This is a genomic window from Comamonas sediminis (genome assembly GCF_041107495.1).
Classification (GTDB): domain Bacteria; phylum Pseudomonadota; class Gammaproteobacteria; order Burkholderiales; family Burkholderiaceae_C; genus Comamonas; species Comamonas sediminis.
Genome location: NZ_JBGBDC010000002.1, coordinates 326,702 through 347,398, shown reverse-complemented (window position 1 = coordinate 347,398; position 20,697 = coordinate 326,702). Strand labels below are relative to the sequence as shown.

Sequence of the window (20,697 nt, the reverse complement as noted above, 5' to 3'; positions counted from 1 at the left end):
ATCAACCAGTCAAACCTGACAAAATGGCCCGACGCAGGCAACGCCTGGTCGGGCCATTGTTGTTCAGTGCGCAGGCTTAGAAAACAATCCCGGTCGGATTGCTGGGCGTGACACGTTCCGGTTCGACATTCTGGTTGCCCGACGCCGGTGAGCCTGGCGCTGCAGGCTGCGCGGCAGCGGGCGCAGCAGGTGCAATGACCTTGGGGATCAGCGGCTGGGCCGGGGCGGGGCGGTAGCTGGACGGCAGCTTGGACTGGGCAGGGTAGCCGGCGGCATCCAGATAGGCGCTCCAGTCGTTTTCGTTGAAGCCACTCAGGTGCTGCGCACCCAACGTCGCAAAGGGGATCGTGCCATCGGGGTTGAGCTTGCGCAGCGCCTGGATTTCTTCGTTGGAGATGACTGTCTTCTCCGTGAAAGGCACACCCCGCGTCAGCAGATAGCGGCGGGCCGTGTCACAGGCGCCGCAGTCCTTGCTGGTGTAGAAGGTCAGGGGGTACTTGGTAGCCGCTTGCTTGACCTCGAGCGGCAAGTCACTGAGCCGGGTACCGGTTGGCTCGGTGACGGCACCGGTCGAGACCGATTGGCTCGGCGTATCGGATGTCGGCGCACGGTCTGAAAAGGTCACCCTGCCATCGGGCCCCACGATCCGGTACACCGTTTGCGCGCTGGCCCAGCCAGTGGCACAGGCCAGTGCGGTGCCCACCAGGATGCTGCCCAAAGCCATTGTCCTCATGCGTTTCCCTCTCTATAGCTGTTGTGGCTCCATTATGCCTTCGCAACGCCAGCGCCATCAGCGGCTTGCAGGGCCCCAGGGGGCGGCGCTGCAAGCCGGAAGGCTCATGCGGTCAGGGGTTCCGCCATGCCCTGGTGGCGCAGCAGCGCGTCCAACTGGGGCTCTCGGCCACGGAAGGCCTTGAACGACTCCATCGCCGGACGGCTGCCACCGGCTTCCAGGATGGCATGCAGGTAGCGCTGGCCCACCTCGCGGTCTACCACATCACTGCTGCCGCGCTTTTGCGCTGCTTCTTCGAAGCTGGCAAAGGCATCGGCCGACAGCACCTCGGCCCACTTGTAGCTGTAGTAGCCCGCTGCATAGCCACCCGCAAAAATATGGGTGAAGGTGTTGGGCATGCGGTTGAACTCCGGTTGATCGAGCACAGCCACCTGGCTGCGGACGTCGCGCATCACGCGGTAGATCGCCTCTGCGTTGATGCCATCGCCTGACAGCTCGGTGTGGATGCGCATGTCGAACAACGAGAACTCGATCTGCCGCAGGGTCTGCATGCCGGACTGGAAGTTCTTGGCGGCAATCATCTTGTCGTAGAGTGCGCGCGGCAGCGGCTCGCCGGTGTCGACATGGGCCGTCATATGGCGCAGCACTTCCCACTCCCAGCAGAAGTTCTCCATGAACTGGCTGGGCAGCTCGACGGCATCCCATTCCACACCACCGATGCCGGAGACATCGCGCTCATTGACCTGCGTGAGCATGTGGTGCAGGCCATGGCCGGTTTCGTGGAAGAGGGTGATCACGTCGTCATGGGTCAGCAGCGGCGGCTTGCCGTCCACGCCGGCTGCGAAATTGCAGACCAGGTGTGCAATGGGGGTCTGCAGCTCGCCATTGTCCGGGCGCAGCCAGCGGGTGCGCACATCGTCCATCCAGGCGCCGCCACGCTTGCCATTGCGGGCAGGCGGATCGAGGTAGAACTGGCCGACCAGCTCGCCATCGCGCTCGATGCGGTAGAAGGCCACGTCCTGGTTCCAGACAGGCGCCAGGTCACCCTTGATCTGCACGCCGAACAGGGTCTCGACAATGCGGAACAGACCGGCCAGCACCTTGGGCGCCGGGAAGTACTGCTTGAGTTCCTGCTCGCTGAAAGCGTAGCGTGCCTCTTTCAGGTGTTCGCCGATGTAGCCCCAGTCCCAGGCCTGGGGGTTGTCCAGGCCCAGTTCGGTGCGGGCATAGTCGCGCAGGTCTTGCACATCCTTTTGGCCATAAGGCTTGGCCTTGCTGGCCAGCTCCTGCAAAAACTCCATCACCTGCACTGACGACTGGGCCATCTTGGGCGCTACCGAGAGTTCGCCAAAGCTGGGGTAGCCCAGCAGATGTGCTTCCTGCTCGCGCATTTTCAGGATCTCGACCATCAGCGGCGTATTGTCGAGCTTGGCATCGCCAAACTCACTGGCCCGCGTGGTGTAGGCACGGTAGAGCTTCTCGCGCAACGCGCTGCTCTTGGCAAACTGCATCACCGGCAGGTAGCTGGGGATCTTCAAGGTCAGCTTGTAGCCGGGCTTGCCTTCGGCCTCGGCTGCGGCGCGTGCGGCCTGGATGACGTCTTGGGGCACGCCGGCCAACTCCTCCAGTTCGGCATAGTAGGCAAACTGGTCGGTCGCATCCATCGCGTTTTCGCTGTACTTCTGGCAGGCGATGGCGCTTTTCTCTTGCAGTTGGGCATAGGTCTCGCGGGCCTGGCCTTGCAGCTCGGCACCACCGAGCACAAAGTTGCGCATTGCGTTGTCCCAGGCCTGCTTTTGCTCGCTGTTCAAGCTTGCCGGGTCGATGGCCTTGTATTTGGCATACAGCGCTTCGTCCGCACCCAGCTGGGTCCAAAACGCCGTGACCTTGGGCATCTCGGCGTTGTAGGCAGCGCGCAGCTCGGGGGTGTCTGCAACAGAATTAAGGTGACCGACCATGCCCCAGGCGCGGCCCAGCTTTTCGGTGCTGACATCGAGCACTTTGGCAATCTCGTTCCATTGCGCCGGGAACTCTGGCGCCGTTACTGTCTTGAGGGCCGCTTCACTGTCGGCCAGAAGCTGGTCGATGGCGGGGGCAATGTGTTCAGGTTGGACCTGGTCAAAGCGGGGCAGGCCGCTGAAGTCGAGCAATGGATTGGTCATGGTGCTGTATATGGGGCCTCGCGCGCCGCAATCAATGCCATGTTGGCACAGGCTTGCAAGGCATGATGGCACTTGGGTCTTGCCTGTCATTTAAGCACAAAAAAAAGCCGCTGGCACCGGCAAGGCGGATGCCAACAGCTATCGTTTTCATAGTTTTACCGCCGCGATAAATCGGCGCGGAATCGAGGCGATTTTGTGGAGATCAGGCGCGCTCGGCCGACTCCAGCGTATTGACCATCAGCATGGTGATCGTCATCGGGCCGACACCGCCGGGCACGGGGGTGATGTAGCCTGCCACTTCCTTGACGCCGTCAAAATCCACATCGCCGCAAAGCTTGCCTTCAGCATTGCGGTTCATGCCCACATCGATCACCACGGCGCCGGGCTTGACCATGTCGGCGGTCAGCACATTGAGCTTACCCACGGCAGCCACGATGATGTCGGCCTGGCGGGTCATCGCGGCCAGATCGGCCGTGCCGCTGTGGGTGATGGTGACGGTGGCATTGGCGGCCAGCAGCATCATGGCCATGGGCTTGCCGACGATGTTGGAGCGGCCGATGACCACGGCATGCTTGCCGCGCAGGTCCTTCATGCCGATCGATTCGAGCATCTTCATGCAGCCATAAGGCGTGCAGGCCTTGAAGCCCACTTCACCCACCATCAGCGCGCCGGCGCTGGCCACATGGAAGCCGTCCACATCCTTCTTGGGTGAGATGGCTTCGATGACCTTGTGGTCATCGATGTGCTTGGGCAGCGGCAGCTGCACCAGGATGCCGTGGATGCTCGGATCGTTGTTGAGCGCTTCGACCCGGGCCAGCAACTCGGCTTCGGTCATGTTGGCGTCGTACTTCTCCAGCACCGAGTGGAAGCCGCACTCTTCGCAGGACTTGACCTTGTTGCGCACGTACACCTGGCTGGCCTGGTTGTCACCCACCAGGATGACGGCCAGCCCCGGCACGATGCCCCGGGCCTTGAGCTGGTCGGCGCGCGTCTTGACATCGGCACGCAGTTGCTGGGAAAGGGCCTTGCCATCGATCAATTGAGCAGTCATGTGGTCATCCAAAAAGGGTTGCGCGTGGTCCAGAAGCCGGGCGAGCCCCCAGCATGGCGCGCGGAATTGAAAAATGCGCCGTACCGAAACCGGTACCGGCGCATTGCGCTTTGAGCAGCGTTGTTGGAACGTCGTCCTTAGGGCGCGAAGACCGCTAATTTATCACGTTGCCTTGGCCGCTGCATTCGAGCCCAGGGCAATCTTGAGCAGATCAGCCACGGTATTGGCGCCCAGCTTTTCCATGATGTTGGCGCGGTGCGCCTCCACGGTCTTGATGCTGATGCCCAGGTCATCGGCGATCTGCTTGTTCAGGCGGCCGGCCACAATGCGTTCGAGCACTTGCGATTCGCGTCCGGTGAGCTTGGCCAGCAGCGCATCGCGGCTGGCAGCTTGCTGGTGGCCCGCGAAGGCATCGCGTGCCTGGTCGAGCATGCGCTCGACCAAGGTGTCCAACTGGGCTTCGTCAAAAGGTTTCTGGATGAAATCCATCGCGCCTTTTTTCATCGTGTCCACCGCCATCGGCACATCGCCGTGGCCGGTGATGAAGACGATGGGCAGGGGCGACTTGTTTTCGATCAGACGATCCTGCAGTTCCAGGCCGCTCATGCCGCCCATGCGGATATCGACAATCAGGCATGCCACTTCGCGGGCGTCGTAGCGTGCCAAAAAGGATTCGGCTGAATCAAAGCAGCGCACACGGTAATCCTTGCCCTCCAGCAACCATTGAAGCGAGTCGCGAACCGCTTCATCGTCATCGACTACGTAGACCGTGCCCTTTTTGGGGATCAAGCTCATGCACAATTCCTTCTATCAGTATTGGTATAGCGCTGGCTATTCAGCGGACTCCGCCGGCGTGGCCACCGGAATCCAGAAGCTGAAATTACAACCCGTCACCTCCGAGCCATTGTAGAGGTTCTCTGCCTGCATCCGGCCATGGTGAGATTCGACAATGCTGCGGCAGAGATTGAGGCCGATTCCCATGCCTTCGCTCTTGGTGGAGAAGAAGGCCTGGAACAGGCGCTCCAGTGCTTCAGGTGACAGGCCGCGCCCCGTATCTTGAACGGAAAACTCTATCACATCCGTGGCGTCGATCTTGCGAGGTACAACGCGCAGCTCGACCATCCGCTGGTGGGCCGGGCGCTCGGCGTTGGCGATGGATTCGGCGCCGTTCTTCATCAGGTTGATGAGCACCTGCTCGATCAGGATGCTGTCCACCTTCACTTTGGGCAACCGTGCGGCAACGTGGTGCGAAAGCCGCACATTGTGCCGTTTGAGCTCGATCGAGCCCAGCTCGACCGCTTCGCTGACGATGTCGCTGACATCGGCCAGCGCCCGGTTGGGTTCGCTGCGTTTGACAAACGAGCGGATACGGTGGATCACCTGGCCGGCGCGCTGCGCCTGGTGGGCTGTCTTTTCTAGCGCGCCCAGCAAAGCCTCTTCGCTGAGGCTGCCGTTCTTGACGCGGGTGATCATGCCCGAGCAGTAGTTGCTGATCGCTGACAGCGGCTGGTTGAGCTCATGCGCGACGCTCGAGGCCATCTCGCCCATGGTCACCAGGCGGCTCACGGTGGCGGCTTTTTCGGCCTGGCGCGCGGCTTGCTCTTCGGCATGGCGGCGGGGTGTGATATCGGTCGCAATCACCATTTGCGCGAGCCGTCCGTCCACCCAGTTGAGGTAGCGCGAGCGCACCTCCAGCCATTTGCCCAGTTCAGCGATGTAGATCTCGGCGTTGCCGCTGACGGCCGTCGTGATCTGGTCACTGGGCAGGCCCATCAGCCCGTCCTCATCGTCCATGCTGGTGCTGGCATTGCTGCTGCTGGGCAGCACGCCCGCCTGGGCGACCAGCTGCAAATGGCCCACCGTTTGCGAGCCGAACCACTGCCGGTAGAGCTTGTTGGCAAACAGCAGCTCGGCACTGCCCAGCGGTGCCACCGACACCGAGGCATCCAGTGCTTCGAGCACGATGGTAAAGCGCTCGTAGGAGGCGGAGAGCTGCTCTCGGATGCGGTTGGGCTCGGTGATGTCGGTCATCGAGGTCATCCAGCCGGTCTGACGGCCATGGCCATCGATGAGCGGCGAGACATAAAGCCGCGCCTCGAACATCGTGCCATTCTTGCGCTTGACCCGCATCTGGAAGCCACCGGGAAACACCTTGCCGCTCATCTCGTCGATCAGCATGTCGTGGTAGGTGCTTTGGTCGCCTTCGGGCCAATAAGGGTAGGGGGGCAGCTTGCCCACCAACTCTTCTTCGCTCCAGCCGGTCATCTGGCAGAAGGCGGCATTCACGTAGGAGATGCGGCCTTGCAGATCGAGCGCACGCATGCCTGTGAGCACGCTGTTCTCCATTGCACGGCGGAAGTTGGTTTCTCCCTGCAGCGCCTCCTGCGCGCGGATGCGCTTGCGCGTATGGCGCCAGGTGGCCACCAGCAGCCAGGCCGTCATGAAGCTCAGCACACAGACAAGCCAGAACAGCCCGTTGCTGACCAACCCCAGTGAGGTGTGGTAGGCCTGCGCACGCAGCTTGAGGCTGTTGCCCACCGGCGCGACTGGCATGTCGAATTCGTTGGGCCCCGTGCGCCAGGGCAGCAGCCGCTGCGCAGCCACACGCGGCGCCAGCGGCGTGCCGGCCAGCGTGGTGCCCTTGCCATCCTGCAGCGTTACCGCGTAGCGCGCGAGGATCTCGGTGGGCGTGCCGTAACGCAGCAGATTGTCAATCGAGAACTCGGCCAGCAGCACGCCGCCAAAGCGGCCCTTCTGACTGATAGGCACCTCCAGCAGCAGCATCGGTGCCGTCTCGCTGGTTGCCAGCGGCTGCGAGAACACGGGCTGCTGCAGGTCGCGCGCCATCTCGAACAGCTCCAGCAATTCCTTTTTCTGGATCACCTCATCAAGGGTGAGCAGGTTCTCGGCCGCCACGCTGGGGCCGAACTGGGTGGCGCGCACCTGACGCGCGGTATCGATCCAGGTCAGTGCTTGCAGCTCTGCATACTGGCTGATCAGCGTATCGGCACGGTCATTGAAGCCGTTCTTGTCCACGTCCTGGTTGCCCACATCGCGGGCCAGGCGCATCAGCTGCTCCTGGCGCTCCGACAGACGCAGTCGAATGCGCTGCTGGGCATATTCCACATCCCGGCGCATGGCCTCGCGTTCGCGTTCCAGCTCCTCACTGCGCAGGTACCAAAAGGCCGCGACGATCGCGATGAAGAACATCACCACCGCCACCAATGGAGCAATGGCCGCATAGCGGTCTTGTCTCGAAGGTGACAATCCGCGCCACCAGGTTTGCCACATCTGCACCAAACGGGGTCGGCTGTTCGGGGGCGGGGTGGCGGGGCGCTCGGTCGAATTCATGGCCGCAAGTGTAGTCCAGGGCAGGATCAACGCAGGCTCAATACGGATGGGTGGAGGCAGCCTAAGCCAAAATTCCTTGTCCGCTGTCCGCTGTCCGCTGTCCGCTGTCCGCTGTCCGCTGTCCGCTGTCCGCTGTCCGCTGTGCGATGCATGCGGGGCGCGGAGGCGTGGCGCCCATTTCGTGCAGGGCCTGGTCCCAGGATTTACTACCACCAGGCTTCGGCCTGGATGCCAAACAGAGTGCTGCTAGTGCGCCCATGGGACCCGTAGCTGGTGACATTCGCGCGGCTTGCTGCCTGATTCCAACGCGCATGGCTGACATAGACGCGCAGTTCTGGCCGCGTCCAGAAATCGGTATTGGGCGAGAACGCCACTGCCAGCGTGGCTTTGCTCAGCTGTTGCCGATCCTGGTGCTGCATGTTGCGCCGGGTGCTGCCCAGTTCCGCCAAGAGTTTGGTGTAGGGCGCAACACCATAGGACAGCCGGCCGCCGACGGATAGATCGCGCGTCTGTACACCGTTATCCGGTTGCAAACTTTGGTAGCCAAGCAGCGCTTGCCCGCCCCACTTTCCCCATTGAAAGTCGATAGTGTCCAAAAGGCGGTACTGCTTTGCGCCTGGCTGAGACGCGGCAGGTGTTGGCGGGGCGGGTGCTGCAGCAACTGCTCCATCCCATGGGAGACCGGACGCCTTTTCGGGACTGCGGACATCTAGGTTGTAGAACTTGCCGTTGATTGCTGCATGGCCGCTGGAGGCCTGCAGCACCAGCGTATGGTTCAAACGGGGGAGCAGAAAGTCTTTCTGTTGGTGCATCAAGCCCAAGGCCAGGCCATCGCGCCCCCGGGAGAACTTGCCCGAGACCAGTGCAGCGGTCAGCGTGAGTTTGCCGTTGGCGTTGCTGGGAATGTCCTGCCACTGCAGGTTCAAGCGCCCGGCGTTGTTGTCATTGCGGCTCTTGCTGTCGATGGAGTCTGCGGTATAGATAGCCGCATTGAGCCGTCCCAGTACCCCCATGGGCAGGCCATCGATACCCAGGCCATAGTTGTCGCCGTCTTCCAAAATCCATTTGTCGAGAATATGTATATCGTGGATGCGATGGTAGCGCTGGCCGGCCCACAGCGTGGCGCTGCTGCCAGCGATGCCGCTGAGCGCGACATAGGCCTGGGCCGTGCCGCTCTTGCCGTTGTAAATGCTGGGCATGTAGAAAAAGCCGAGCTTGCTGCCTTTGCCCAACGCGAATTGCTTGCCAATGCCAAACTCCAGATAGTTATCGCCCTCATTTCCGAGGCGGTAGTGCTGCAGGTCGCCACCCAGCGTATAGCCACCCTTGGCTTGGCCGCTGGGCGAGCTGTAAACGCCGCTTCGGCCATAGCCCCAGAGCTCCAGTCCGGTGGCCTCGTTGAGCTTACGAACTAGCTCCCCTGCCGGGTCGCTGCTGGCGGTGGGGGGCGGTTCTTGCTGCGGCAATCTCAGTTCTTGCGCCCAGGCGGGGCTCCAGGCGAACAGCAAGCCGGCGACCGGCAGATGGTCCAGTTTCAAGCGCATGGCGGTGTCCTTTATTGATGAAGCGTTGGGAAAGCCTCAGGCTTTGTGCAGGCGCAGCTATCCCTGCGCCACCGAATCAGGGCGTTGGTGAAGGCTGCACAGGGAAAAAATGGCTGGGAAGAATCGAGGCTAGCGGCGCTTGTTCGCCAGGCGGTCCTGCGCATCGGGCTGCAGCATCCACGCATGGGCCGGATCGTTCTTGAATTTCCAGTAACGACTGGGCCCAGCCATGACATTGAGGTAGTAGAGGTCGTAGCCATGCGGGGCCACCACGGGGTGGTAACCGCGTGGCACCATCACCGTGTCGTGGTTCTCCACGGCCATGGCTTCGTCCAGGCTGCGATCGTCGGTGTAGACCCGCTGAAAAGCAAAGCCTTGAGGTGGATCAAGCCGGTGGTAGTAGGTTTCCTCCAGCAGGGTCTCTTCCGGCAGCGCATCGCGCTCGTGCCTGTGAGGTGGATAGCTGGAAGCATGGCCAGCTGGCGTGAGCACTTCCACTACCAGCAGGTGGGCTGCACGGGGGTCGTCGTGTGGCAGGATGTCGCAGACTTGGCGGCTATTGCTGCCTTTGCCGCGCAGGGAACGCCCCATTGCAGCGGAATCGAGCACAAAGGCTTCGCGCTGATCGGCTCCGGCGGGAGCCGAGCACAGCGCTACTTCCGCATCGCGAACTGCCTCTATGCGGACCTGGGCCCGGCCTGGCGCATAGACCGCTGCAGGTGATACCGGCTCAAACACGCTATCGCGGATACCTAGCTGTGCGTAGCACTGCGCGTCCACCTCCATGTTGACCGTGCCGGTCAACACGACTATGCACAGCTCACGTGCTTCGGTCGAGATGCATTCCGTATCGCCCTTTTTCAGGCGCAGAACCTTGAAGCCGACATATGACCAGCCAGCCCGCTGTGGCGTCACATCCACGATGGTGCGGGCACTGGCTGCTTTGATGAGAAGAGGGCTGTGTGCCATGTCAGTTCTCCTCTACTGGCTGCACTCGGACGGCACTGATCTGGTTGACGATACTGCGCAAGCTCTCATATCCCTTCTTGGCGTAAGCATAGCTGGGGGCCACTGCGGGGTCCTGCTCGGCCTCGACCACCAGCCATCCTTCGTAGCCGCCCTCGTGCAGCGTTTTGAGCACGGCGACGAAGTTCAGGTCGCCATCGCCTGGAACAGTGAAGATGCCATTGAGCACTCCATCCAGAAAGGACAGGCGCTCGTTGCGTGCTTGCTGGATCACCCTTGCACGCACATCCTTGCAGTGCACATGCGCCACGCGCTGGATGTGTCTGCGCAGCAGTGCCACTGGATCGACCGCCCCGCCGTAATAGGCATGGCCGGTGTCAAACAACAGGGACACACATTCCGGATTGGTCAGGGCCATGAGGGTGTCAATGTCCTGGGGTGTCTCGACATAGGCGCCCATATGGTGGTGGTAAGCCAGCGTGATGCCATACCTGATTTTCAAATGCGCGCCGAACTGGGTGAGCTTGTCTGCGTAGGCGCTCCACTGGGCCTCGTCGGTAAACCGGGGGCGTTTGGAGAGCGGTGTGCCTCTGCAGCCCTGGATCGAGCCGGCAACCTCGCCATACACCAGCACCTTGCAGCTATTGAAGTGCAGTTTTTCCAGGTGCTTGCTGCAGCGCTCAACTTCCGCCTCCACCGTGCTCTGGGCCAAATGGCCGGAATACCAGCCGGAGACGCAGGCCAGCCCGTAATCGGCCAACAAGGCCTGCAGGGCAGCGGGGTCGCTGGGAAACTTATTGCCCAGCTCAAAGCCGGCGTAGCCGATTTCGGCTCCTTCACGCAGTGCCGTAGACAGAGGGGTATCGCCCCCGAGGGCAGGCAGGTCATCATTCATCCATGAAAGGGGATTGACGCCGATTTGGACGTTCCAGGGTTGCATCGTGGGCTCCTTTTGCGCGAAGAGTTAGAGTTTCTGCGCTTGCTTGGCTTGCTCGTAGCGTGCCCTAGCGCGGTTGACATCGGCACAGGCAGATACTTCGGGAATGGCCACCTCCCACCAGCAGCCGCCATCGGCGGTGCTGCGTTCGGCCGTGGTGTTGATCACGATCACCTGTGTGATGCTGGCAGCACGCGCCGCCTCTAGCGCTTGGCGCAGGGCATCGATGTTGGCCACGTGCACAGCATGGGCGCCCATGCTGCGGGCGTGCGCCGCAAAGTCGATGGCTGAGGCCTTTCCGCCTTCGACGACGCAGTCGTCGAGCATGTTGTTAAACAGTGGCGAGCCGCTTGCGCGTTGCAGGCGGTGGATACATCCGAACCCACGGTTGTCCAGCACCACCACGATGAGCTTGTGGCCCAGCAGCACCGAGGTAGCGATCTCCGAATTCATCATCATGTAGGAGCCATCGCCCACCATGACGATGACCTCCTTGTCCGGATGTGCGAGCTTGACACCCAGTCCGCCGGCGATCTCGTAGCCCATGGTGGAGTAGCCGTATTCGACGTGGTACCCGCCCGGCGCGCTGCTGCGCCAAAGTTTGTGCAGCTCGGCGGGCAGCGTGCCGGCCGCGCACACCACGATGTCGTTGGCGGCTGAACCCTGGGCCGATGCCTGCACGGCGCCGATCACGTCGGCGTCATAGGGCAGGCCGCTTGGTAAGGGGCTGGTGGTCAGTTCGGTCACCCTGGTGGCCCAGCCGGCCGCAAGATCGCGGGCCCGTGCCGTCCACTGCGCTGCGGGCTGCCAGCCGGCCAGCGCGGTCTGGAGCTGTTCCAGCCCCAGGCGCGCGTCCGCCACCAAGGCCGTGCAGCCGCGTTTGCTGGCGTCAAAGGCTTGTACATTCAGGCACAGCACCGGGGCCTGGCTCCAGAGGCTGTGGGAGCCGGTGCTGAAGTCCTGCAGCCGCGTGCCGATCGCAAATACCAGGTCTGCTTCCTGGGCCAGGGTATTGGCCGCAGGTGAGCCGGTGACGCCAATCGCGCCCAGATTGAGCGGATGCGCCCAGGGCAGGCTGCCTTTGCCGGCCTGGGTTTCGGCCACAGGCAGGCCATGGGATTCGGCGAAAGTTCGTAGCGCCTCCCATGCCTGGCTGTACATCAGCCCACCGCCGATGACCAGCAGAGGGCGCTGCGCGCCGCGCAACAGCTGCGCGGCGCGCGCAAGCTCCGCGCCGTCGGGCGGCACGCGCCTAAAACGCAGGGTCTCGGGATGCAGAAAGTCCTCAGGGCAGTCAAAGGCCTGCGTCTGCACATCCTGCGGCAGTGCCAGACAAACAGGGCCACAGCTGGCCGGATCTACCATCGTCCAGATCGCGCGCGGCAGCGCAACCAGTAGCTGCTCTGGCCGCATGATGCGGTCGAAGTAGCGCGTGACCGGTCGCAGGCAGTCGTTGACGCTCAGGTCGCCATGGCTGAAATCCTCCAGCTGCTGAAGGACCGGATCGGGCGCACGGGACGCAAAAGTATCGCCGGGAAGCAACAATACCGGCAAGCGGTTGATGTGCGCCAGTGCGGCAGAGGTCACCAGATTGGTGGCGCCCGGGCCAATCGAGGTGGTGACGGCCATGATCCGCTGGCGAAACTGTGCCTTGGCATAGGCCACGGCAGCATGGGCCATGCCCTGCTCGTTGTGGGCGCGCAGCGTAGGCAGCGTGTGGCGCTCGGCTGCCAGCGCCTCGCCCAACCCGGCCACATTGCCATGTCCGAAGATCGAGAAAACGCCGCCGACATAAGCTTGCAGGCTGCCATCTGCCATCTCTATGCGCAGTGCGGAGAGATGGCGCACTAGCGCCTGGGCCATCGTGATGCGTTGTGTTTTGCGCATGGGTGTTCCTCAGTGTGCTTGCATCGCTGGGTGGCTGGCGTCCCAGGCTTCAACCAGGCGTCGAAAGTTGCTGGCCACTTCGCCTACCAAGGTGTCATCGTCGATCTGGTTCTGTAGCCAACGCAGGCTGGGCGCAACCCATAAGGTGCGGCCCACCATAAAGCCCTTGATGATTGGGTTGCGGGCCTGGGCAAAGCTCTTGGCCAGATAGTCGAGTGGTTGGTTCAATCCCAGGATGACGACGCCGCGGCAATGGGGATCACGCTCTGCGATCAGGCAAGCCAGGCGCTCCCAGGCGGGTGGCGATAGCGGCGCCAGCTTCCACCACTCCGGCTTGAAGCCCAGGTTGTACAAGCGCTGGATCGAACGCAGCACCAGTTCGTCATGCAAGGCTGCGGCCCGCTCGCCCGAGCCGCTTTCTGCCGGAGGAACTAGCTCCAGCAGCAGTTCATGGCCACTGACTCGGGTGGCTTCCCACAGCGTGTGCAATTGCGCCTCCTGCTCCAGCCGCAGAGCCACTGTGTCATCAGGGTGGTAATAGACCAGGCACTTCACGACATGCTCGGCAGGCCATGTCACCAGTTGAGAGGCCACAGAGGCGGTCTGGTCAAAATGCAAGGGGCGCGATAGTGGCAGCTCCACCGGTCGGCCGACAAACCAGCCACGGCCCGTGGCGGCGGCCAGCGCATCGGCCCCATAAAAGCCGTCGATCAGCACACCAACCCGGCCTTGCAAGGCATGGCTGGCTTCCACCTCAGCGGTGGCCTTGACCAACAATTGTTTGAGGGCGGGCAGACGGTCTTCATTGCTGCCCGCCTCTCGCGCCAGATCGGCGAACTGGGAACGGTGGTCAAAAGCCAGCACAGCGACTGAAGGCCTGGGGTAGCGTGCCGCCGTGGTGCGGTGCAAGTGTGCCAGCTGCGCATCCGCGTCCACCTTGGGATGGCGGCTTCCGCTGAACCAATGCTCCAGTTCGGCCCGGGTGGGCATGGCCGCTGAGCAGGCATGGCGTGATACCACGATGGCCCCGCAGGCATTGGCCTGGCGTGCCGCCGCCTGAAAGTCCATTCCATCCAGCAGGCCGCTGAGCAGACCTGCGGCAAAAGCATCACCAGCGCCCAGCACGTTCAGCACTTCAACCTTTTCACCGTGCGCGGTAGGCGCATCGGCAATCCGGGCAGGCACCGCGCCAGGTATGAAGCAGCAGCCAGCGGCCCCTAGTTTGACCACCATGGCAGCTGCTGTCACGCAGCGCACGGCTCGCAATGAAGCCATCAAATCACCGGGCACGCCCCCAGCGATGAGAAACTCTTCTTCAGTGCCGATTAACAGGTCGAAGTGGGGCAGCATCGCTTGCAGCCTGGCAGTGACCGCTTCCTCGGCCACATAGCGGTTAGCCCCTTCCCCGGGTTTGGTCAAACCCCATAACACGGGTCGGTAGTCAATATCCAGCACCCGCAACACGCCATACTGCGCTGCGTACCCCAGCGCAGCCTCCGAAGCCTGTTGCACAGTGGGCGTGCTCAGGTGCGTTCCGGTGATGAGCAGCGCGCGGCATTGCGCAATGAAATGCCCGTCAATTTGCGTGGCGTCCAGCGCCATGTCGGCGCAATTTTCGCGGTAAAAGAGCAGCGGGAAAGTCTCACGGTCCTTGATGCCCAGCAGTACCAGCCCCGTCAGGCGTTGCGCATCGGTCTGGATTTGTGAGACATCACAGCCTTCGCGCATTAGTGCTTCACGTAAAGATCGTCCCATCTGCTCATCGCCGACGCGGGAGATCATCGCCGTGCGCAGACCAAGCCGGGCGGCACCAAAGGCGATATTGGCTGACGAGCCGCCCAGATAGCGCGCAAAGCTGGTAGCATCCTCCAGGCTGCTGCCGATCTGCTGTGCGTAGAGATCCACGGCGAGACGGCCCAGGCAGACCAGGTCAAAACTTCGGCCCTGGGGAATGGGGAGGGTGTGGGTAAGGGATTGGACGTCGGTCATAGGGAGGGGCTCTCACAGTCAAGTGGCACACAGGTAGCCAGGATGGCGTGGGAAGAGATATCGGCGTCTTTCAGCGCGACAGCGGAAACGGACGTGGCTTAGCGCGGCGCCTTTGGCAAGGGCTCCGCAGCCTTGCCTTGGCTGGCCAAGGTTTGGGAGCCGGTGGCAGGGTGTAGCAGGTGCATGGCTTGGCTCCTGCGCATCAGTGCTTGGCACCACGGCGCGATTTGGCGTAAGTGTCGAAGGCCACGGCAATCACGATGATCACTCCAATGACCACCTGCTGGTAGTAGGCCGAGATGTTCAGCATGACCAGGCCATTGAGCAGCACACCTAGCAGCAGGGATCCAATGATGGTGCCGCCCACGCCGCCCAGGCCTCCAAACAGGCTGGTGCCTCCAATCACCACCGCCGCAATCACCCGCAACTCGTAGGACACGCCAGCGACCGCCTCTGCCGAGCCCAGCCTTGCTGCCAGCAGAAAGCCGCTCAAACCCGCTAACAGGCCGACCAGCACATAGACGCTGACCAGGATGCGCTTGACGTTGAGGCCGGACAGCCTGGCAGCCTCAGGGTTGCCGCCCACCGCATAGATGGAGCGGCCGTAGCGTGTGTAGCGCAAGGTGATATAGCCCAGCACGGAGACAAGAAGGAACACCAGCACCGGAACGGGCACCCCCAATACATCGCCGCGTCCCCACCAGCGCAAGCCCTCATCAAAGCCGCTGATCGGACCACCATCGTTCAAGATCAGGGTCGCACCACGCCAAATCGTCATGCCGCCCAGGGTGACGATAAAGGGCGGTACGTTGAGCAGGGTTACCGTCTTGCCCTGCAGATAGCCCGCTGCTGTGCCTACCGCACAGGCCACCAGCAGCGCTACTAGCCAACTCATGGGAAAGGCGCCACCCAGCGCCATCACCGCCGCGCCTGCGCACAGGGCAGAGAAGGCTAGCAAAGAGCCCACCGACAGATCCACACCACCGGTCAGAATCACACAGGTCATGCCAACGGCGATGATTCCGTAGATCGACACCTCGGTGAGGATATTGGATATGTTGCGCAGCGAGATGAAACGGGGGTTCTGCGTGGCAAACAGCACAATCAGCGCAATCAGAAACAGCAAGACGCCATAGCGCTCCAGAAAGGCGACTATGTCGAACTTGCGCGGCGAGGGCGTAGGAGATGTGGGAATGGTCGCAGTCGCGTCGGTCATGGGTTCTGTCTCCGTTGTTTTGGTTCAGGCGGCCAGGGCCTGTGGCACAGGCTGCGCGTCAGCGCCCAGCGCCATCAGGCGCATTAGCGCTTCTTCGCTCGCGTCGCTGCCGGGCACCGAGCCAGTGATGGCACCATTTTTGAAAGTCACGATGCGGTCGCTGACGGCCATGACTTCGGCCAGCTCTGAAGAAATGACAATCACCGCCACGCCTTGGGCGGCCATGTCAAACAGCACCTGGTGGACTTCGGCCTTGGCTCCCACATCGATGCCGCGTGTCGGCTCGTCCACGATGAGTACCTTGGGATTCAATGCCATGCAGCGGGCCAGCAACACCTTTTGCTGGTTGCCCCCAGAAAGGGTGCCGATGGCCACTTGGTCGCTGGCCATCTTGATCGACAGTTTGCGGCGGTACGCCTCGATCATCCGGGTCTCTGCCGCTTCATCGACAAACCAGCGCATCTTGCTCAGTCGGCCCAAGCTGGGCAGCGTCATGTTCTGCCGGATGGAGTGCATCAGAAAACAGCCTTGCTGCTTGCGGTCCTCGGGAACCAGCACAATGCCGGCATCGATACCGTCCTTGGGTGAGCGCAAGCTAATCGGATGGCCCCGGAGCCGAACCGTGCCACTGTCGCAGGGGTCTGCCCCAAAGATCACACGCGCTATCTCGGTACGGCCTGCCCCGACCAGCCCGGCAAAACCGACAATTTCGCCTGCATGAACATGCACCGACATATCGGTCAGCGGGGTGGGGCTGGTGCCGGGAACAGCTTTCAGCCGGGTAACGCCCTCGACCCGGAGCAGCACCTCACCGATGGTGGCGGAGGACTGCCGTTTGATGCCCACGACATCGCGGCCTACCATCTGGCGCACCAAGTCGTGCACGGCTACATCGGCCATCGCGCCTGTGGCGACAAACCTACCATCACGGTAGACCGTGTAATGGTCGCAGATGGCTTTCACCTCGTTGAGCTTGTGCGAGACATAGATGATCGCGATGCCGCGTGATCGCAGCTTGCGAACGATCTCCAGCAACTGGTCCACCTCGCGCCCACTCAAAGCTGCGGTGGGCTCGTCCATGATGATCAGCTTGGCTTGGAAGGTCATCGCCTTGGCGATCTCGACCATCTGCTGCCGGGCCACGCTCAAGGCCCGCACCTCGGCTCTGGGGTCCAGGTCGATCTTCAGGTCCTGGATCACCTGCTTGGCGTTGGCATAGAGTTGTGGCCAGTCGATCAGTCCGTGGCGCAATGGCTCTCGGCCGATGTACATGTTCTCTGCGACAGACAGGCCCGGCAGCAGGTTGAATTCCTGGTAGATCGTGACGATGCCCTTTTGTTGGCGCTGCATGGGGGTGTCTGCGGGGCTGAGCACCGCCCCGTTGAACATGATGTCTCCAGCATCTGCCGCTTGCGCGCCAGACAGGATCTTCAACAGCGTGGATTTGCCGGCGCCGTTCTCGCCGAGCAAGGCATGGACGTTGCCGCTGGCGACCTGGAGCTGGACAGCGTCCAGCGCTTTGACGCCGGGGAAGGATTTGCTGATTCCCCGGACGGTTAACAAGTGGCTAGCCATTTTGGCTCCTTGTGGTGAGAGTGGGGGTCCGGTGCTGCATGCAGACAGGCGCTACTTGACTTCGCCAAAGCGCGCGGCGTCTGCAAGATTGGCTTTGGTGATCAGAATCGGCTCAATGGCGGCTGACTGCATGGCTGTCTGCTGCCGCATGTGGGCCACCAGCATCTGTAGTGCCGTGCGGATCTGCCGGCCCGGGCTTTGCTCGACGGTGGCGGCCATTTCCCCATCGCGTACTTTCTTGAGCGCATCTGGAGAGGCGTCATAGCCCAGCACTTGGATGCCTAGATGCGACAGTCCCGAGGACTGGATCGCCTCGGCGGCACCCAGTGCCATGTCGTCATTGGCGGAGACGATGACCTGCGGGGGCATGGCGCTGAGCGAGGTGAGGATGTTCAAGGTGACAGTCAGCCCCTGGTCACGGGCCCAGTTGGCCGTTTGCTCGGCGACGATCTGGTACTGGGGGCCTGCCTTGGCGAAGCTGTCATGCACGCCCTTGGCGCGGTCAATGGCAGAGCTGCTGCCTGGTTGGCCTGTCAAGAAGACGATGCGCGCGCCATCGGGAAAGTTCTGGATCACCCACTCGGCCATCTTTCGGCCGCCCGCGACATTGTCGGCGCCTATATGAGGCACCTGCTGTTTGGCCCCCTCCACGCGGCGATCCACAGTCAGCAGGGGCACCTTGTCGTCCAAGACTTCGTTGATGGCATAGGCCATGGCCTTGGCATCGGTGGGTGCAATGATCATGCCATCCACCCCGCGGGTCAGCGCATTGGACACATCAGCGCTTTGCTTGGGTGAGCTGGCCTGCCCATCGACGACGCTGAGCTTTACCTTCAGCTTTTTGGCCTCCTCCTGCAGTTCGCGGTTCATGAACACGAAAAACGGCTCGGCCATGTTGTGGAAGAGGGCCGTGACCCGCTCCTCTTCCGCCTGGGCGGGGGTGCTGGGCAGTGCCAGCAGTACGGCGACCATAGTGGCTACGGTACAGACCAATCTGCGAAAAGGTGTTTTAGTCATAGCTTTTCTCCGTTTGTTGGTGTTTTTATGGTAGACAAAGTCTATTAAAATTGCAAAGAATTTTCTAAATATTTTTTAAGTGGAAACCCTGTTCTATTTTTGTAAAAAGCATTGGACAATGGGCTTCCATTCCTCATAGTTTTTGGCTCTTTAAACCATGACACAAGTTGCTCTTTTTGGTGCTGGCCGCATCGGCCAGATCCATGCCTGCAACCTGGCAGCCTTGCCAGGCGTGCAATTGCGCTATATCTGCGATCCATTGGCTCCCGGTGCGGAGGCGCTGGCCCATAAGCTGGGAGCGCGGAGGGTTGCGGTGGAGGAGGCTCTGGGTGATCCAGCCATTGCTGCTGTGGTGATCGCGTCCCCGACCACGACACATTGCGATCTGATCCTGCGTGCTGCCGAGGCAGGCAAGCACATTTTTTGCGAAAAGCCGGTGGATCTCTCGGTGGCGCGCGCCGAGGCTTGCGCTACCGCCGTGGTGCGGGCCGGAGTGGCCTGCATGATCGGGTTTCAGCGCAGATTCGATCCCACTTTTTCTGCCCTCCACATGCGCTTGCGGAATGGCGAGATTGGGGTGCCCGAGGTGCTCAATATCACCAGCCGTGATCCTGCGCCGCCACCGGTCAAGTACCTCAAGCAGTCCGGTGGCATGTTTCGAGACATGCTGATCCACGACTTTGACGTATTTCGCTGGCTCCTGTGCGACGAGGGTCGCGACGAGGCCGTGTGGCTCAGCGCCACCGGAGCCTGCCTCACCAACCCCGCCATCGCGCAGGCGGGGGACATTGACACGACCCTGGTCAGTATCCGCACACGCTCTGGCCGGCTGTGCCAGATCAATGCCTCGCGCCGCGCGGCGTATGGCTACGACCAGCGTTTTGAGGTGCTGGGCTCCAAAGGGCTGCTGCTAGCTGGCAACCTCCGGCCAACCGAAGTGCTGGCCATGGATGCAGCGGGCGTGCGGACGGACAACCCGGAAGCCTTCTTTTTGGAACGTTACCGGGAGGCCTACCGATTTGAAATGGCGTATTTTTTTAAGCAATTGCAGGCCGCCCGCAATGGCGGGGATGGCAGCCTTCGCACTTCGATACACGATGGAGTGGCGGCGCAGAGACTGGCGGATGCGGCGGCCTTGTCCTTTGCATCCGGCCAGCCCGTTACGTTTGCTGCACCAGAGGGAAGGTGAAGATGAACCATAGCTATTCCACCGCAGCACCGCTTCGTATGGGCATTGCCGGCCTGGGCAGGCTGGGGCGCCGTCATGCGGAAAACCTGGCATTCCACGTGCGAAACGCCCAGCTGGTGTGGGCTTGTAGCCCCGTGCCCGCAGAGCTGGATGAGGCGCGCAGCCAACTGGGCATTGCGCAGGTCACCAGCGACTTTGCGCAAATGGTCCAGGCGCCTGATGTGGACGCCATCGTGCTTGTCACCCCCACCGACCTGCACGCCCAGCAAGCCATTGCGGCTCTGGAGGCCGGCAAGCATGTGTTTGTCGAAAAGCCTCTGGCCCTGGATGTGGCGGACTGCGAGCGTGTGGAAGCGGTGGCCGCACGCCATCCGGACCGGGTGGCCATGGTCGGCTTTGTGCGCCGCTTTGATGCCAGTTACCGTCGGGCCTATGACGATATGCGCCAAGGCAGCATCGGCCGGCCCTTTCTGGTTCGCTCTCAGACCTGCGACATGAACGACCCTTCGGGATTCTTTGTGCGCTATGCGGCGCAGTCCGGCGGTATTTTCATGGATTGCAGCGTGCATGACATAGATCTTGCCCGCTGGATGCTTGGCAACCCGCCTGCGCTGCGTGCCTATGCCTCCGGCACCATTGCCATTCACACGGGGCTTGCTGCACAGGGTGATGTCGACAACGGGCTGGCTATCGTGGATTTTGAAGGCGGCGGGCGGGCGATGTTCTATGCCTCGCGCACCTTCGCCCACGGCCATGAGACGCAAACCGAGATCATTGGCACGGCCGGCAAACTGTTGATTGGCCATGGTGCAGCGAGGGACCGGCTGGTCACCAGCGACTGCCATGGCGTGCGCCATGCATCGACGAGCGACTTCTTTGAGCGCTTTGGCGATGCGTTTATTCAGGAGATGCAGGCCTTTGTCGCAGCATGCCGAGGCGAGGCGGTGCTCGACATGCGCCTCTCGGATGCCACGGAGGCCTCCCGCATTGGCCAGGCCATCAGCCGCTCACTGCGCAGCGGCCAGGTCGAGATATTTTGAAAGCATCAGTGAGAGCTGGGGCCTTGCATTGTTATCCTGA

At 62.0% G+C, this 20,697-nt stretch carries 15 protein-coding genes; 2 read left to right on the top strand and 13 right to left on the bottom strand.

Annotated features, from left to right (window positions below):
* Window positions 1-76: 76 nt before the first annotated feature.
* The 13 genes from AB7A72_RS05770 to AB7A72_RS05710 form a co-directional block, all read right to left on the bottom strand.
* Window positions 77-733: a DUF4124 domain-containing protein gene (locus AB7A72_RS05770; protein WP_369459293.1), complete on the bottom strand. Its 657-nt coding sequence runs from the start codon at window positions 731-733 to the stop codon at window positions 77-79.
* 104 nt (window positions 734-837) lie between these two features.
* Window positions 838-2,895, bottom strand: coding sequence for a M3 family metallopeptidase (locus tag AB7A72_RS05765; protein WP_369459292.1), 2,058 nt, complete (start codon window positions 2,893-2,895; stop codon window positions 838-840).
* A 202-nt stretch (window positions 2,896-3,097) separates the two neighbouring features.
* Window positions 3,098-3,946, bottom strand: coding sequence for a bifunctional methylenetetrahydrofolate dehydrogenase/methenyltetrahydrofolate cyclohydrolase FolD (folD, locus tag AB7A72_RS05760; RefSeq protein WP_239811971.1), 849 nt, complete (start codon window positions 3,944-3,946; stop codon window positions 3,098-3,100).
* Between the two features lie 162 nt (window positions 3,947-4,108).
* Window positions 4,109-4,741: a response regulator transcription factor gene (locus tag AB7A72_RS05755; protein ID WP_133856160.1), complete on the bottom strand. Its 633-nt coding sequence runs from the start codon at window positions 4,739-4,741 to the stop codon at window positions 4,109-4,111.
* Window positions 4,742-4,777: 36 nt separating this feature from the next.
* Window positions 4,778-7,237 carry a PAS domain-containing sensor histidine kinase gene (locus AB7A72_RS05750; protein WP_312458250.1) on the bottom strand — a complete coding sequence of 820 codons (2,460 nt, stop codon included), beginning with the start codon at window positions 7,235-7,237 and terminating at the stop codon, window positions 4,778-4,780.
* A gap of 266 nt (window positions 7,238-7,503) precedes the next feature.
* Window positions 7,504-8,841, bottom strand: a complete 1,338-nt coding sequence (locus AB7A72_RS05745; RefSeq protein WP_369459291.1) for a carbohydrate porin — start codon at window positions 8,839-8,841, stop codon at window positions 7,504-7,506.
* Between the two features lie 129 nt (window positions 8,842-8,970).
* The gene (gene iolB, locus AB7A72_RS05740; RefSeq protein WP_369459290.1) at window positions 8,971-9,810 is read right to left on the bottom strand and encodes a 5-deoxy-glucuronate isomerase; all 840 of its coding nucleotides are present in this window, start codon (window positions 9,808-9,810) and stop codon (window positions 8,971-8,973) included.
* A 1-nt stretch (window position 9,811) separates the two neighbouring features.
* Entirely contained in the window at window positions 9,812-10,747 is a 936-nt protein-coding gene (iolE, locus tag AB7A72_RS05735; protein WP_369459289.1) for a myo-inosose-2 dehydratase, read from the bottom strand.
* A 24-nt stretch (window positions 10,748-10,771) separates the two neighbouring features.
* Window positions 10,772-12,631: a 3D-(3,5/4)-trihydroxycyclohexane-1,2-dione acylhydrolase (decyclizing) gene (iolD, locus tag AB7A72_RS05730; protein WP_369459288.1), complete on the bottom strand. Its 1,860-nt coding sequence runs from the start codon at window positions 12,629-12,631 to the stop codon at window positions 10,772-10,774.
* 9 nt (window positions 12,632-12,640) lie between these two features.
* Entirely contained in the window at window positions 12,641-14,620 is a 1,980-nt protein-coding gene (locus tag AB7A72_RS05725) for a bifunctional 5-dehydro-2-deoxygluconokinase/5-dehydro-2-deoxyphosphogluconate aldolase (RefSeq protein ID WP_369459287.1), read from the bottom strand.
* 202 nt (window positions 14,621-14,822) lie between these two features.
* Window positions 14,823-15,836: an ABC transporter permease gene (locus AB7A72_RS05720; protein WP_369459286.1), complete on the bottom strand. Its 1,014-nt coding sequence runs from the start codon at window positions 15,834-15,836 to the stop codon at window positions 14,823-14,825.
* A gap of 24 nt (window positions 15,837-15,860) precedes the next feature.
* On the bottom strand, window positions 15,861-17,411 hold the full coding sequence (locus AB7A72_RS05715; RefSeq protein WP_369459285.1) for a sugar ABC transporter ATP-binding protein: 1,551 nt from the start codon (window positions 17,409-17,411) through the stop codon (window positions 15,861-15,863).
* 51 nt (window positions 17,412-17,462) lie between these two features.
* Window positions 17,463-18,428, bottom strand: a complete 966-nt coding sequence (locus tag AB7A72_RS05710) for a sugar ABC transporter substrate-binding protein (protein WP_369459284.1) — start codon at window positions 18,426-18,428, stop codon at window positions 17,463-17,465.
* A gap of 157 nt (window positions 18,429-18,585) precedes the next feature.
* On the opposite strand from AB7A72_RS05710, the gene iolG reads away from it, so the two are divergent.
* Window positions 18,586-19,617 (top strand): inositol 2-dehydrogenase, encoded by a 1,032-nt coding sequence (gene iolG / locus AB7A72_RS05705; RefSeq protein WP_369459283.1) that lies wholly within the window; start codon window positions 18,586-18,588, stop codon window positions 19,615-19,617.
* A gap of 2 nt (window positions 19,618-19,619) precedes the next feature.
* Window positions 19,620-20,657 (top strand): Gfo/Idh/MocA family oxidoreductase, encoded by a 1,038-nt coding sequence (locus AB7A72_RS05700; RefSeq protein ID WP_312458203.1) that lies wholly within the window; start codon window positions 19,620-19,622, stop codon window positions 20,655-20,657.
* The last annotated feature ends 40 nt before the right edge of the window (window positions 20,658-20,697 follow it).